The sequence below is a fragment of the Microbacterium sp. STRO-2N genome (assembly GCF_057747775.1).
On record NZ_CM173223.1, the window covers coordinates 2132478 to 2145669 of the forward strand.

Annotated in this window: 13 protein-coding genes and 1 other RNA gene; 7 read left to right on the forward strand and 7 right to left on the reverse strand. The window is 69.3% G+C overall.

Features of this window, described 5'->3' with window-relative positions; genetic code table 11:
- The first annotated feature begins 32 nt into the window (after positions 1–32).
- Together AC3ANN_RS09990 and AC3ANN_RS09995 are read left to right on the forward strand one after the other, a co-directional pair.
- The gene (locus tag AC3ANN_RS09990) at positions 33–611 is read left to right on the forward strand and encodes a hypothetical protein (protein WP_488337258.1); all 579 of its coding nucleotides are present in this window, start codon (positions 33–35) and stop codon (positions 609–611) included.
- Positions 612–640: 29 nt separating this feature from the next.
- Positions 641–1180, forward strand: coding sequence for a YaeQ family protein (locus AC3ANN_RS09995; protein ID WP_488337259.1), 540 nt, complete (start codon positions 641–643; stop codon positions 1178–1180).
- A 42-nt stretch (positions 1181–1222) separates the two neighbouring features.
- Here AC3ANN_RS09995 and AC3ANN_RS10000 read toward each other — a convergent pair whose 3' ends face one another.
- Entirely contained in the window at positions 1223–1648 is a 426-nt protein-coding gene (locus AC3ANN_RS10000) for a winged helix-turn-helix transcriptional regulator (protein WP_488337260.1), read from the reverse strand.
- A gap of 62 nt (positions 1649–1710) precedes the next feature.
- Here AC3ANN_RS10000 and AC3ANN_RS10005 point away from each other — a divergent pair, with 62 nt between their 5' ends.
- The 3 genes from AC3ANN_RS10005 to AC3ANN_RS10015 all read left to right on the forward strand — a co-directional run bounded on the left by AC3ANN_RS10005 (position 1711) and on the right by AC3ANN_RS10015 (position 5630).
- Positions 1711–3114, forward strand: coding sequence for an MFS transporter (locus AC3ANN_RS10005; protein WP_488337261.1), 1404 nt, complete (start codon positions 1711–1713; stop codon positions 3112–3114).
- 100 nt (positions 3115–3214) lie between these two features.
- On the forward strand, positions 3215–4540 hold the full coding sequence (locus AC3ANN_RS10010) for a flavin monoamine oxidase family protein (protein WP_488340813.1): 1326 nt from the start codon (positions 3215–3217) through the stop codon (positions 4538–4540).
- 190 nt (positions 4541–4730) lie between these two features.
- Positions 4731–5630, forward strand: coding sequence for an arginase family protein (locus tag AC3ANN_RS10015; protein ID WP_488337262.1), 900 nt, complete (start codon positions 4731–4733; stop codon positions 5628–5630).
- 140 nt (positions 5631–5770) lie between these two features.
- Here AC3ANN_RS10015 and ssrA read toward each other — a convergent pair.
- Positions 5771–6141: a transfer-messenger RNA gene (gene ssrA, locus AC3ANN_RS10020) on the reverse strand.
- 153 nt (positions 6142–6294) lie between these two features.
- On the opposite strand from ssrA, the gene AC3ANN_RS10025 reads away from it, so the two are divergent.
- Positions 6295–6966, forward strand: a complete 672-nt coding sequence (locus tag AC3ANN_RS10025) for an SIMPL domain-containing protein (protein WP_488337263.1) — start codon at positions 6295–6297, stop codon at positions 6964–6966.
- A 38-nt stretch (positions 6967–7004) separates the two neighbouring features.
- On the opposite strand, the gene smpB is transcribed toward AC3ANN_RS10025, so the two are convergent.
- The 4 genes from smpB to prfB form a co-directional block, all read right to left on the reverse strand.
- Positions 7005–7481: an SsrA-binding protein SmpB gene (gene smpB / locus AC3ANN_RS10030; RefSeq protein ID WP_488337264.1), complete on the reverse strand. Its 477-nt coding sequence runs from the start codon at positions 7479–7481 to the stop codon at positions 7005–7007.
- 78 nt (positions 7482–7559) lie between these two features.
- Positions 7560–8474, reverse strand: coding sequence for a permease-like cell division protein FtsX (gene ftsX, locus AC3ANN_RS10035; RefSeq protein ID WP_488337265.1), 915 nt, complete (start codon positions 8472–8474; stop codon positions 7560–7562).
- Positions 8471–9622, reverse strand: coding sequence for a cell division ATP-binding protein FtsE (gene ftsE, locus AC3ANN_RS10040; protein ID WP_488337266.1), 1152 nt, complete (start codon positions 9620–9622; stop codon positions 8471–8473). Before ftsE ends, ftsX begins: the two co-directional genes overlap by 4 nt.
- Before the next feature lie 73 nt (positions 9623–9695).
- Positions 9696–10805, reverse strand: coding sequence for a peptide chain release factor 2 (prfB, locus tag AC3ANN_RS10045; protein WP_488337267.1), 1110 nt, complete (start codon positions 10803–10805; stop codon positions 9696–9698).
- A gap of 20 nt (positions 10806–10825) precedes the next feature.
- Between prfB and AC3ANN_RS10050 the strand changes: the two genes are divergently transcribed.
- Positions 10826–12100 (forward strand): MFS transporter, encoded by a 1275-nt coding sequence (locus AC3ANN_RS10050; RefSeq protein ID WP_488337268.1) that lies wholly within the window; start codon positions 10826–10828, stop codon positions 12098–12100.
- 6 nt (positions 12101–12106) lie between these two features.
- On the opposite strand, the gene AC3ANN_RS10055 is transcribed toward AC3ANN_RS10050, so the two are convergent.
- A complete protein-coding gene (locus AC3ANN_RS10055) occupies positions 12107–13126 on the reverse strand; it encodes a transcriptional regulator TrmB (RefSeq protein WP_488337269.1) in 1020 nt (339 codons plus the stop codon).
- Between the last annotated feature and the right edge of the window lie 66 nt (positions 13127–13192).

Here is a 13192-nt window from a genome sequence, read left to right on the forward strand (position 1 = left end):
CCCCGCTCCCTTCCCCCACCGGAGTCTCCCCCATGCCCTCCCCCCGCATCCTCGGCGCCGCCGCCGTCCTCGTGCTGAGCGCTCTCGTCATGAGCGCATGCGCGTCGGACGATCACCCCGCGCCCGAAGAGACCACGACCGCCACGACGCCCCCCGCGCCGGCACCGGACGCGTCCTCGACGCCCGAGTCGGAGCCGGCGTCCACGGCCGATCCGACGTGCGAGACGCTGATCGGAGAGACGGTCGTCGCCGACTTCGACAGCGCCGGCTGGACAGTCCGCGCCGAGCCGCTGTACATCGGCAGCTTCGAGGTCTCGGGTGGCCTGCGGTGCGTGTGGGCGGACTTCGACAGTCCGGCGGGCGACCACGGCATGATGTTCGGCTGGGCCGAGATCTCCGACGAGGACGCTGCTGCAGCACAGGAGGAGCTTGTCGCGCAGGGCTGGCTCCGCGAAGACGCTCCGGAGGGCGTCTACATCACCGAGAGCCCGGAGACCGCCATCGCAGCCGACGAGAACGGCTACGGCATGACCTACCTGTTCGCCGTCGGCACGGTGAAGTTCGCCGACACGAAGCAGGGCATCCTGCTGATCGAGTGGCCGGCGAGCTGAGCGCGCGAGACTGAGGCGGACTCCGGACCATGGCGATCGGTGCGACGATCCACACCTTCGCGGTGCAGTTGGCGGATGTCGATCGCGGCGTCTACGAGGAACTGTCGCTGCGCGTGGCCCGACACGCGTCCGAGACGGACGCCTTCATGTTCACGCGCGTGCTGGCGTACTGCCTCGAATACACCGAGGGCATCGCGTTCAGTGAAGGCATCTCGGCGACCGATGAGCCCGCGGTGCTGGTCAAGGACGCCACCGGGCGTCTGACCGCATGGATCGAGGTGGGAGCCCCGGATGCCGCGCGCCTGCATTCCGGCAGCATGCAGGCCGGGCGCACCGTCGTCTACACGCACCGCGATCCCGAGAAGGTCGCCGCGCCGTGGACGGGCAAGCGCATCCACCGCGCCGAGGACGTCGTGCTGTACAGCTTCGACCCGGGCTTCATCGACGCGGCCGTCTCGCACCTCGAGCGGCGCAACGCGCTGACGCTCTCGATCACGGAGCGCCGGATCTACCTCGAGCTCAACGGATCGACGGTCGAGACCGACATCCACGGGCAGCGGATCGCCTGAGGCGGTCCGACGTCCGGAGGACTGCTGGACCAGCGCCGATGATCACCCGGCGGTCGACTCGTCGTACCGCGCGCGTGCGGCGGCGATGTCGGACTGGTGCGACTCGGTCCACGTGACCAGCGCGAGCACCGTCGCGTTGAGGCTCCGACCGAGGTCGGTGAGCGAATACTCCACGCGCGGCGGAACGACAGGATGCACGGTGCGCGAAACCAGGCCGTCACGCTCGAGCTGACGCAGCGTCACGGTGAGCATGCGCTGGCTCACGCCGTCGACGAGCCGGAGCAGCTCGGTGAATCGCAGCGTGCCGTTCTCGAGCAGCGCCATCACCAGCAGCGACCACTTGTCGGCGATCCTGTCGAGGATCTGCCGGACCTCGCAGTCCTCGCGCGCATCCCATTGGAACGGATCGTTCGGCATGTCGGTGACCTCGCAGGAACCGACGTACTCCGAAGTGCGTACTTCCGCCATGACGCCATGATGGCGCACGATGCTGTCACGCACAATAAGTAACCCAGTGACCAAGGAGTACTGTGACTGTCCCCATCAAGACCGAGTCGTCCGGAATCCAGCTGCGCGGCAGTGGCATCCTTCTGTTGGTCACCCTCTGCGGGGCCGCGTTCCTCGAAGGCATCGACGTGGCGATGTTCAACGTCGCGCTGCCGGTGATCCGCGCCGACCTGGGCCTGGCGACGACCCAGCTGCAGTGGATCCTCAGCGGTTACGTGATCGCTTACGGCGGCTTCATGATCCTCGGCGGTCGCGTCGGCGACCGCTTCGGGAGGCGGAGGGTGTTCCTCACCGCGCTGGCGGTGTTCATCCTGTTCTCACTGTCCGGCGGCATGGCGCACGAAGGCTGGATGCTGATCGCCGCCCGGTTCGCGACGGGCGTCGCCGCGGCGTTCATGATGCCGACGGGGCTCTCGATCATCACGACAGGGTTCGCCGAGGGAGCACCGCGCAATCGCGCCGTGCTCATCTACGCAGGCATCGGCGCCGCCGGCTTCTCGCTCGGGCTGGTCGCGGGCGGTCTGCTGACGGTGCTCGGCTGGCGATGGGTGTTCTTCGCCCCGGTGGTGCTCGGAATCGTCATCCTCGTCGGCGGATCTGTGCTCATCCCGCGCGACGCCGCCGAAATGGGCGAGACCCCCTTCGACGTGTTCGGGGCCGTCGCCCTCACGACCGGCATCGTGCTGACGGTCCTCGCCGTCGAACAGGCGACCCATGGCATCGGTCCCGTCGTCGTGCTCGCCGCCGCGGGGGCTGCCACGGCCTTCGTCGGCTTCGGCATCCGTCAGCGCCGTGCGATCGCGCCCCTGATCCCCGCGTCGTTCCTGCGCGCCCGCGCGCTGCTGCGTGCCTACGTCGGAGGTGCCTCCCTTGCAGCGGGGTTCATGGGGTTCCAGTTCATCGTCGTGCTCTACCTGCAGGAACTGCGCGGCTGGACGGCGCTGCAGACCGCGTTGGCCATGGTCATCCTCGCGATCGACGCGCTCCTCGCCCCCACCGTCACGCCGCGCCTCGTCGCCCGGTTCGGAATCTGGCCGGTTGCGATCAGCGGGCTCGCCCTCGCAGCAGTCTCATATCTGCTGTTCCTTCCGGTCGCTCCCGACTGGACATACGCGATGATGCTCCCGAGCTTTCTGGCACTCGGGCTGGCGTTCACGTTCGCGTACGGGCCTCTCACCATCGCCGCGACCGACGGGGTGGCCGATGAGGATCAGGGCCTGACCAGCGGCATCCTCTACACGGCTTTCCAGTTCGGCGCCGCCATCGGGCTGGCCGGGACCAGCGCCGTGCTCACGATGTCCGCCGACGCCGGCAGCGAGGCGATCGACGCCTACCGCGCGGCCCTGTGGGTTCCACTCGTAATGGCGGTGCTCGGCGTCGCGGCGACGGTGGCCGGACGCCCGCGGCGGGCGGCGACCTCCGCATGAGGCAAAGCCATGGGCGGGAAACCCGGTGTCGCGCTCGAGGCTGCGCGGTCGATAGCGTCGAACGGGGCGCACGGGCGAGCCCACGAGAGGATGACGCGTGATGGAGCAGGTCGACACGATCGTGGTCGGTGCCGGGGTGGCCGGTCTCACGGCAGCCCGGCTCCTCTCGCGGGCAGGCAGGCGCGTCGTCGTACTCGAGGCGCGGGATCGCGTGGGAGGCCGGGTCGTCACCGACCGGCGGTTCGGGCTCGCCACGGACCTCGGCGCGTCGTGGATCCACGGGGTCACCGGGTCTCCGGTCGCCGCTGCGGCGCAGGCGTTCGGCCTGCGGACCGTCGAGTTCACCGTCGGCGGGTACCAGCCCGACTCGCGGCCGATCGCGTACTACGGACCCGACGGGAGGCGATTGACGGATGCCGCGGCACGGCGCTTCGCGGACGACATCCGCACCGTCGATGAGACCCTCGTCGACGTGATCGCCGGAGCCGCGCCCGATGCCTCATACCGCGATGTCACCGAGACGGCGCTGTCCGCGCAGGCGTGGGACGACGAGCGCGTCCAGCGCGTGCGGGAGTTCCTCGAGCACCGGTCGGAGGAGCAGTACGGCGCATGGATCGAGGATCTTGCCGCCCACGGGCTGGACGACGACTCCATCGACGGCGACGAGGTGGTGTTCCCCGACGGGTACGACCACCTCCCCCGGCGCCTCGCCGAGGGACTCGACATCCGCCTCACCCACGTCGTTTCCGACGTGCACTGGTCGGCCGATGGTGTCGTCGTCACGACGGACCGGGGCGTGTTCGCCGCCGCGGATGCCATCGTGACGGTGCCGGTCGGCGTGCTGCAGTCGCAGGATTTCACGATCGAGCCCGCGCTCCCCGAGCCCGTCGCGGGTGCGCTCGGCCGACTGCGGATGAACGCGTTCGAGAAGGTCTTCCTCCGGTTCTCCACGAAGTTCTGGGACGACGCCGTGTACGCCATCCGCCAGCAGGGGCCCGAGAGCCGGTGGTGGCACTCCTGGTACGACCTCACTCCGCTGCACGGCGCCCCGACACTGCTCACGTTCGCGGCGGGACCCGCGGCCGTGGCCACACGGGACTGGAGCGAGGAGCAGATCGTCGAGTCGGTGCTGGCGCAACTGCGCCGGCTCTACGGCGACCGGGTCGAGCGCCCCGTCCACGTGCACGTCACCGACTGGCAGGACGACCCCTACTCGCGCGGCTCGTACGCCTACATGACCGTCGGTTCGACGACGACCGACCACGACGCCCTCGCCACGCCCATCGGAGGGGTCCTCCACCTCGCGGGCGAGGCGACCTGGACCGATGACCCGGCGACAGTCCCGGCAGCGCTGCTCTCGGGGCATCGTGCAGCCGAGAACGTGCTGGGCGACCACGTCGCGATTGAGGAGCTCTGGAACCTGTAGCTGCCGATGCCTTGCCCACCGTCGCGCTCCTGACGACGAGCAGCGCAGACAAGATGACCGCACCGTTCCTTCCAACCACGCGCGCAGCGCGTCTAGGTGCCCGCGGACCGGTGGGCGGTTGCGGTCGGTGGTGTGCGCGGTGAGGCTTGGACGTGCGGCCGCATCGCGGGGTGCGCTTGAGGGGAGCCCAGTGAAGGTCACGGTGCTAGGAGTGCCGAACAGTGCCGGTGCGTACTGCGTCGGCGTGGAGCGAGCCCCCGCCGCGTTGCGGGATGCGGGTCTCATCGAGTCGCTGCGCGCCGCAGGCGCGGAGGTGGTTGACGCGGGCGATCTGACGACGCGCATGTGGATTCCCGACCGCGAACGCCCGTTCGCACAGAATCTGGGCGATGAAGTCGATGCGATGATCGAGCTCTCCGCCGCGGCGGCCGGGCTGCTGGCAGACGGGAAGCGGCTGCTCGTCGTCGGCGGCAGCTGCACGGTCGCCGTCGGGATGTGCGCTGCGATGACGCTCGCCGGTGAGCGCCCGCGAATCATCTATGTGGACCGGCATCTGGACCTGAACACGCCGCGTTCGACCACGGAAGGCTCGCTCAGCTGGATGGGGATGGCACACGCGCTGGCTCTCGCAGACACCGCACCCGAGCTGGCTGATGCGACCGGTGAGGCGCCGCTACTGCGCCCGTCGGACCTCGTCTACCTTGGGGTGGACGCGACGCGAGAGACGACCGGCTGGGAACGCGAACAAGCCACTGAACTCGGTCTCGTGCTTGTCGATCAGGCGGCGCTCTGCGACGACCCCCGAGGTGCTGCGCGCCAAGCGCGCCGCGCGCTTGCTTCCGGTCCGTTCGTTGTGCACCTCGATGTCGATGTGCTGGACTTCCTCGACGCACCCCTCGCCGAGAACGTGAACGGGCGCAACAGCGGACCCACGATCGCCCTTCTCGAGCAGGCTCTGGTCGAGCTCCTCAGGGATCCCGACTGCTGGGGGATGTCGATCGGTCAACTCGACCCGGCGCACGCGCGGGCAGATCCCGGTGCGCTACCCAGGCTTGTATCGGCGCTCGTCGCGGCGCTCACATCGACGTAGCGGCGCTGCGACAGGGGCCGGCACCTCGTCACGAACACGAAGGCGACGAGTCAGATGGGCACCCGTTCTCAAGAACGAAAGAAGCCCCTCGATCCCAGTGCTTCCAAGGGATCGAGGGGCTTCCTCACTATGACAGCGGTTGGTGGAGATGGGGGGAATCGAACCCCCGTCCATCGCTGAGTAACTGCGGTTTCTCCGGGCGCAGTCTGTGAAGGCGTTCTACTCGGCTCCGACCTTTGTCACAGACACCTAAGTCGACGAGCCCATCCTGAGAAGAGTCCCGCGCGACGCTCAGGCGACGTCACGCAGCAAGATCCCTAAATGACGCCAATACCCGTGACGGGATCAGTCACGGATTGACGGACTCGGGCTCGCTGCTCAGGCAGCGAGGGCGAAGTCGGACTGCTTCTTTTCGGCAGTTATTGTTTCGCAGGGAGCGTTCACGAGATAACCCTGCATCCTCGGCCCGCTTGTCGCAGATTCGCAGGCGATGTCGAAACCGATCATCCCCGTGGCCTCTGTCGAGGTGTTCCTTCTGGCGAAGGGCCGCTGTCACACTGTGGAGTTGCCAACACTCGGCGCCGAAGCATCCGAGCACATCAGGATACAACGGATGCCGCGCACTCGCCATTCCCGCCGGGCACCGTCACGTAGAGTCGGCGTCATGAGCGACGTCGTCATCACCGTCCGCGGGGAGCACGAGACCCGCATCGCACCCGAACGCGCGGTCGCGCACCTCACGATCCGCGCCGAAGGCCCCGAGCGCGGCGCCGTGGTCGAGCGCATGGCGGCGCTCACCGAGCCCGTCCGCGACGACCTGATCTCGCGCAAGACCGCCGGCACCCTCGTCGAGTGGTCGAGCCAACGGGTCGCGGTGTGGTCGGAGCGGCCCTGGAACCAGGATGGCAAGCGCCTCGCTCCGGTCCACTACGCGAGCGTCGACGTGACCGCCACCTTCACCGACTTCGCGGTGCTGTCGTGGTGGGCGGGCGAGGTCGCCGAGCGCGACGGCGTGCAGCTCGGGTGGATCGACTGGCAGCTCACGCCCGAGACGAGGGCGACGATCGAGCGCGATGTCGCCACCGAGGCGGTGCGCGTCGCCGTGACGCGCGCCGACGCCTACGCGGCGGCCCTCGGGCTCGAGAAGGTCACGCCGCTCGAGATGGCCGACGTCGGCCTGCTCTCGCGCCAGGACCGTCCCGAGTCGGGACCGCGGCCGATGATGGCGCGCGCCGCGTTCGCGGCCGACTCCGCGGGCGGCGCGCCGTCGGTTCAGCTGCAGCCGGAAGACATCGTGGTCTCGGCCGGGGTCGAAGCCCGGTTCGTGGCCCGCTGACGCCTCGCCGAGTCATCCGTCGCCGCACGTGAGGGCGCCTACTCCCCCAGGCGGTTGCGGGTGCGCATCGCGCGCTCCGCCTCGCGCTTGTCTTCGCGCTCGCGGATCGTCTGCCGCTTCTCGAACTCGCGCTTGCCCTTCGCCACGGCGATCTCGACCTTCGCGCGGCCGTCCGAGAAGTAGAGCTTCAGCGGCACGAGCGTGTAGCCGCCCGCCGCGACGGCGTGCGAGAGCTTCACGATCTCGTCCTTGTGCAGCAGCAGCTTGCGCGTGCGCTTGGCCGAGTGGTTGGTCCAGTGCCCCTGCGAGTACTCGGGGATGTGCACCGCGTCGAGGAACGCCTCGCCTCCGTCGATGTACGCGTAGCCGTCGGTGAGGTTCGCGCGGCCCTCGCGCAGTGACTTCACCTCGGTGCCGGTCAGCACGATGCCCGCCTCGTAGGTCTTCTCGATCGCGTACTCGTGGCGCGCGCGACGATTGGTCGCGACGACCTTCTCACCGCGTTCCCTGGGCATTGTGTCTCCTTCGGATGCCGTACGAACGCACGGCAGCCTGTCAGTCTACCGCGCGCCGAGTGCCATGCCCGCCCTGCGTCACGCCCGCAGCCACCGCCGGATCGCGAATCCGGCGGACAAGGCGGCGAGCACCACCCCGACGAGGATCAGCACCGGCACCACGAGCCACGCATCGCCGAGATCGACCCACGTCGTCACGAACTCGACGCGATTGCGCAGATACCGGTCGACGCCGAAGAACACGCCGGCGAGCACTGCGGCGCTCGCGAGGAGCGATCCGAGGAGGGCGGCGAAGACGCCCTCGAGGATGAACGGGGTCTGGATGAAGCGATTGGATGCCCCGACCAGGCGCATGATGCCGAGCTCCCGCCGTCGCGCGAATGCCGACAGACGGATGGTGGTCGCGATCAGGAGCACGGCTGCGATGAGCATGAGCACCGCGATGCCGACGGCGATGTAGGTGGCGATCGTGAGCGCCGAGAAGAGCGGCTCGAGGTACTGCATCTGGTCTTCGACGGCCTCGACGCCGGCCATACCGCGGAATGCCTCGATGATGACCTCGGACTGCGCCGGATCGACCAGCGTGATGCGGAACGTCTCGTTGAGCTGCTCGGGGGTGATGACGCTCGCGTTCTCCTCCCCCGCCAGTTCGAGCAGCTCGCGATACGCGGCTTCGTGGTCGAGGAATGCGACGTCGCGGATGAGCGGCCCGAGGGCCTCGCCCTCGAGCTTGGCGCTCACCTCTTCCACCTGTTCGGGGGCAGCCTCGCCGTTCGCGCAGGTCGCGGCGGTCGAGATCTCGGTGCACATGAACACCGCGACCTGCGCGCGCTCGACCCAGAAGTCGCGCATCGTGCCGATCTGCATCTGCATGAGCATCGCGGCGCCGACGAAGGTCAGAGACACGAAGGTCACCAGCACGACGGACACGACCATCGAGATATTGCGGCGGAGGCCCGTGAACGCCTCCGACATGATCAGCCCGAACCTCACGACGTCGGCCCCACTTCGTCATCGGGGTCACCGTCGCGGAGCCCCAGCCTGTCGGCCAGACCCAGTTCTGCGACGTCCAGCTCGAGCGCGTCGACGACGGGGATCGGGCTGGTCTGGTGCGCCGGCGCGAGTTCGGATCCCTCGCGGGGCGCCGGTTCCGTCGGCTCCGCGGGCTCCGACGCCGCCCGTTCCGCCTGCGCTGCCGGATCGGCCGGGCCGCGGTCCGCCGGTCCGGACGCCTCGGCAGCCGCGGTCGCCTCGGGAGCGGCATCCGTCGTCGAGGTCGGCTGAGGCGCGACGGCGGCGTCCGCAGCTGCTGCCGCGGAAACCGGATGATCGGGCTCGGGCTCGGGCTCGACAGTGCCCGTCTCGACGATCTCGCGGTGCAGCTCCAGTACGGCCGTGAGCGCGGCCACGGCGGCGGCGCCCCGCTCGGGCTCCGGAGCGAGGCTCGGGATGGCCGAGGTGTCGCCGTAGCCCCCGTGCCGCTCGTCGCGCACCATCTCGCCGTGGCGCAGCTCGATCACGCGTCGCTGCATCTGGTCGACGAAGCCCGCCTCATGCGTGGCCATGACCACGGTCGTGCCGCCGGCGTTGATGCGGGCGAGGAGCTGCATGATGTCGACGGATGTCGCGGGATCGAGGTTGCCGGTCGGCTCGTCCGCGAGCAGGATCTGCGGGCGGTTGGCGAGGGCGCGCGCGATCGCGACGCGCTGCTGCTCGCCACCCGACAGCTCGTGCGGGAACCGCTTCTCCTTGCCCGCGAGTCCGACGAGGGCCAGCACCTCGGGCACCGCCTGCTGGATGAACGCCCGCGACGACCCGATCACCTGAAGCGTGAACGCGACGTTCTGGAACACCGTCTTGGTCGGCAGGAGGCGGAAGTCCTGGAAGACCGCGCCGACATGGCGCCGGAAGTAAGGGACCTTCCGGTTGGACAGGGTGCGCAGATCGCGTCCGAGCACGACGACCCGGCCTTCGCTGGGGGTCTCCTCGCGCAGGATCAGGCGCAGGCACGACGACTTGCCGGAGCCCGACGCACCGACCAGGAAGACGAACTCCCCGCGCAGCACTTCGAAGTCGACGTTGCTCAGGGCGGGTTTCGAAGTGCCGCGGAAGCGCTTCGTGACGTTCTCGAACCGGATCATGGCCTAACGAGCCTATGCGGCTGCCTCGCCATGGTGTCCAGCGACACCCTCGGGAACGGCATCCGTCGCTCCGTCAGTCGTCGTCCTTGCGCTTGCGCCACCGGATGCCCGCGGCGATGAAGCCGTCCAGGTCGCCGTCGAACACCGTTGCGGGGTTGCCGACCTCGTGTCCGGTGCGAAGGTCCTTGACGAGCTGCTGGCCGTAGAGGAAGTACGAGCGCATCTGGTCGCCCCAGCTCGCCGTGATCGTGCCGGCGAGCTCCTTCTTCTTCGCGGCCTCCTCCTCGCGCTTGAGCAGCAGCAGGCGGGTCTGCAGCACCCGCATCGCGGCGGCGCGGTTCTGGATCTGCGACTTCTCGTTCTGCATCGACACGACGATGCCCGTCGGAAGGTGCGTGAGGCGGACGGCGGAGTCCGTCGTGTTGACTGACTGCCCGCCCGGGCCGGAGGAGCGGAAGACGTCGACGCGCAGGTCGTTCTCGGGGATGTCGACCTCGACGGCCTCCTCCATCACCGGGATGACCTCGACCGCGGCGAACGAGGTCTGGCGCTTGTCGGCGGAGCCGAACGGGCTGATGCGGGCGAGGCGGTGCGTGCCGGCCTCGACCGACAGCGTGCCGTACGCGTAGGGGGCGTCGACCTCGAACGTGGCGGACTTGATGCCTGCGCCCTCCGCGTACGAGGTGTCCATGACCTTGACGGGATACTTGTGGCGCTCGGCCCAGCGCAGGTACATGCGCATGAGCATCTCGGCGAAGTCCGTCGCGTCATCGCCACCGGCGCCCGAGCGGATCGTCACGACGGCGGACCGCTCGTCGTACTCGCCGTCCAGGAGCGTCTGCACCTCGAGCTGGCTGACGATGTCCTCCAGCTCGGCGAGCTCGTGGCGCGCCTCCTCGGCGGAGTCCTCGTCGTCCATCTCGTTCGCGAGCTCGATCAGGACGTCGAGATCGTCGAGGCGCCGTTCGATGTCGGTGATGCGCTTGAGCTCGGTCTGACGGTGGCTGAGGGCGCTCGTGACCTTCTGTGCCTTGTCGACGTCATCCCAGAGATCGGGGGCGCCGGCCTCCTCGCTGAGGCGGGCGATGTCGGCGGTGAGCGCCTCGACGTCCACCACGGCCTTGATGTCGGCGAACGTGGAACGCAGGGCCTGGATATCGGCGGACGGATCGAAGTCGAGCATGACAGTCCAGACTAACGTGGATGGACGTGACCGATGGCCGCGGAAGCCCGACTGCGCGGGATGTGCTGTGGCGGTTCGGGCCGATGGTCTACGGCCCGACCGTGCTCTTCGCGCTGGGCGAAGGAGCTGTCATCCCGCTCATCCCCGTGATCGCCGCGCAGCTCGGCGCCGATGTCGCGGCAGCGGCGCTCGTCGCGTCGGCCCTCGTCGTCGGTCAGCTGTGCGGCAACCTTCCCGCCGGGTGGGCCGTCGCTCGCATCGGCGAGCGCCTCACGATGGCGATCGGCGGCACGGTGGCCCTCGCCGGCGTCGTAGGGCTCGCGCTCGCGCCGTCACTGGGCCTGTTCGCCATCGCGGTGTTCCTGATCGGCTTCTGCGCGGCCGCGTTCGGGCTGGCCCGACATTCGTTCATGACCACGCGGGTGCCGTTGTCGTTCCGCGCCCGCGCGCTGTCGCTGCTCGGCGGCACGTTCCGGCTCGGCATGTTCGTGGGCCCCTTCGTCGCCGCGGGGCTGCTGGCGGTGTTCGGCGACGAGCACGCGACGATCTGGTTCTTCGCGGGATGCCTCGTCGCCACCGTCCTGCTGGTGCTCCTCGGCCCCGACCCCGAGAAGGAGTTCATCCCCGCGGTCAGCGAGTCGTCGATCGTCGAGGACACCGGCGAGGCGGTCACCGGGTCCATCCCCACGTCGGAGCGGGCCGGGGTCTTCCGCACGATGTGGCGCTACCGCGGCGTGCTGTCTCGGCTCGGCCTGGCAGCGGCATCGCTGTCCGCCGTCCGCTCCGCGCGACAGGTCGTGCTGCCGCTGTGGGGCGTGTCGATCGGACTCGACGCACAGACGATCGCGCTCGTGGTGGGCGTCTCTGGAGCGATCGACTTCGCGCTGTTCTACGCGAGCGGCCAGGTGATGGACCGTTTCGGCCGCCTGTGGGCCGCGCTCCCCGCGATGCTGCTGATGGGCGCCGGCTTCATCGCGCTCGCCTTCACGCACGACTCGGATCAGTCCGCGATGTGGTTCGCACTGTTCGCCGCGGTACTGGGGGTCGGCAACGGCCTGTCCAGCGGCATCCTGCTCACCCTCGGCGCCGACGTTGCTCCCCGCGAGGACCCCGCGCCGTTCCTCGGGTCCTGGCGCACCCTCACCGACGCCGGCGGCGCGGTCTCGCCGCTCCTGGTGTCGGGCATCGCCGCTGCCGCGACGCTGTCGATCGCGACCGGGGTCGTCGGGGCGATCGGACTGCTCGGCGCGCTCGCGTTCGTACGCTGGGTGCCGAGATTCGTACCGCGTCCCTGAGGCCGGTCACACCCACGCGCGACGCACGGCCTCCGCGCCCAGTTGGATGCGCGTGGTGACCTCGGCCCGCTGCATCAGCTCGGCGATGCGCCGCTGGATGGTCCGCAGCGAGACTCCGAGCTGGCTCGCGGCCGCAGCATCCGTCACCCCCAGCAGGAGCAGTCGCAGCAGATCGCGATCGATGTCGTCCTCGGGGTGCTCGACCGCTGCGACCGGCAGGAACTCGGTGGCCGCGCGCCAGTACTCCTCGAAGATCGAGATCACGAGGTCCAGCAGTCCGCTCGGGTGGATCAGCAGCGCGCCGAAGCCGCCATCCTCCGCCTGCGAGTGCATCGGGACCAACGCCATCTGGTCGTCGGCGATGAACATGCGGGTCGGGAGCGTGGGCAGCACGCGGATCTCCTCACCGATCTGCGACATCTCACGCGCCGCTGTGAGGAAGCCTGGCCGCTCGAGCACGGCATTCTCGACGATGACGCGATATCGCACACCGCGGGCGAGGGCACGGTCCTCTTCGAGGTTCTCCTCGCCGCTGAGGAGGGCGATCTCGTTCAGCACGAGCACGCGCACCTGTTCGGTGGACGCCGCCTGCAGCTGCGCCACCCGCTGCCGCACCGATTCGTCGCCGATCACCACGTCCACGACGTCCGCCACGCTGCGCCCCTCGGCCGATCGCCGGTACAGGTCGCTCAGTTCGACGAGGGCCTCGTGCGCACGCGTGAGCCCGCGCTCGCGCTCGAGCAGCAGCGGGCGCAGCGCCATCGACGGCGGGGATGCCACGAACCTGTCGCTGCGGGACGCCTGACGCGCGAGCAGCCCGAGGCGCTCGAGCTCGGCCACGATCGGCCGCACGCGTGGCAGCGACATGCTGAGCATGCCCGCGATCTCGGTCGACGACGCGGACGGCTGCTGCAGGACGCACCGGTACACGGCGGTGTGCGCCTCGTCCAGTCCCAGCGCCTCGAGCACGGTCGCCTTCCCCATGCCGACCATGATCGCCCGCGAGTCTTGGCGGATGGTGGCCATGTCGTTTCTCCGCCACCACTCTAGGCGAGCACCCGTGAGAGGTTCAGGACGGACCCCCTACCCAGA

Bases quoted from the DNA above. Each gene is read 5' to 3' on its own strand.
- AC3ANN_RS09990 (WP_488337258.1), top strand. From the start codon at position 33: ATGCCCTCCCCCCGCATCCTCGGCGCCGCCGCCGTCCTCGTGCTGAGC.
- AC3ANN_RS09995 (WP_488337259.1), top strand. From the start codon at position 641: ATGGCGATCGGTGCGACGATCCACACCTTCGCGGTGCAGTTGGCGGAT.
- AC3ANN_RS10000 (WP_488337260.1), bottom strand. From the start codon at position 1,648: ATGGCGGAAGTACGCACTTCGGAGTACGTCGGTTCCTGCGAGGTCACC.
- AC3ANN_RS10010 (WP_488340813.1), top strand. From the start codon at position 3,215: ATGGAGCAGGTCGACACGATCGTGGTCGGTGCCGGGGTGGCCGGTCTC.
- AC3ANN_RS10025 (WP_488337263.1), top strand. From the start codon at position 6,295: ATGAGCGACGTCGTCATCACCGTCCGCGGGGAGCACGAGACCCGCATC.
- smpB (WP_488337264.1), bottom strand. From the start codon at position 7,481: ATGCCCAGGGAACGCGGTGAGAAGGTCGTCGCGACCAATCGTCGCGCG.
- ftsE (WP_488337266.1), bottom strand. From the start codon at position 9,622: ATGATCCGGTTCGAGAACGTCACGAAGCGCTTCCGCGGCACTTCGAAA.
- prfB (WP_488337267.1), bottom strand. From the start codon at position 10,805: ATGCTCGACTTCGATCCGTCCGCCGATATCCAGGCCCTGCGTTCCACG.
- AC3ANN_RS10050 (WP_488337268.1), top strand. From the start codon at position 10,826: ATGGACGTGACCGATGGCCGCGGAAGCCCGACTGCGCGGGATGTGCTG.
- AC3ANN_RS10055 (WP_488337269.1), bottom strand. From the start codon at position 13,126: ATGGCCACCATCCGCCAAGACTCGCGGGCGATCATGGTCGGCATGGGG.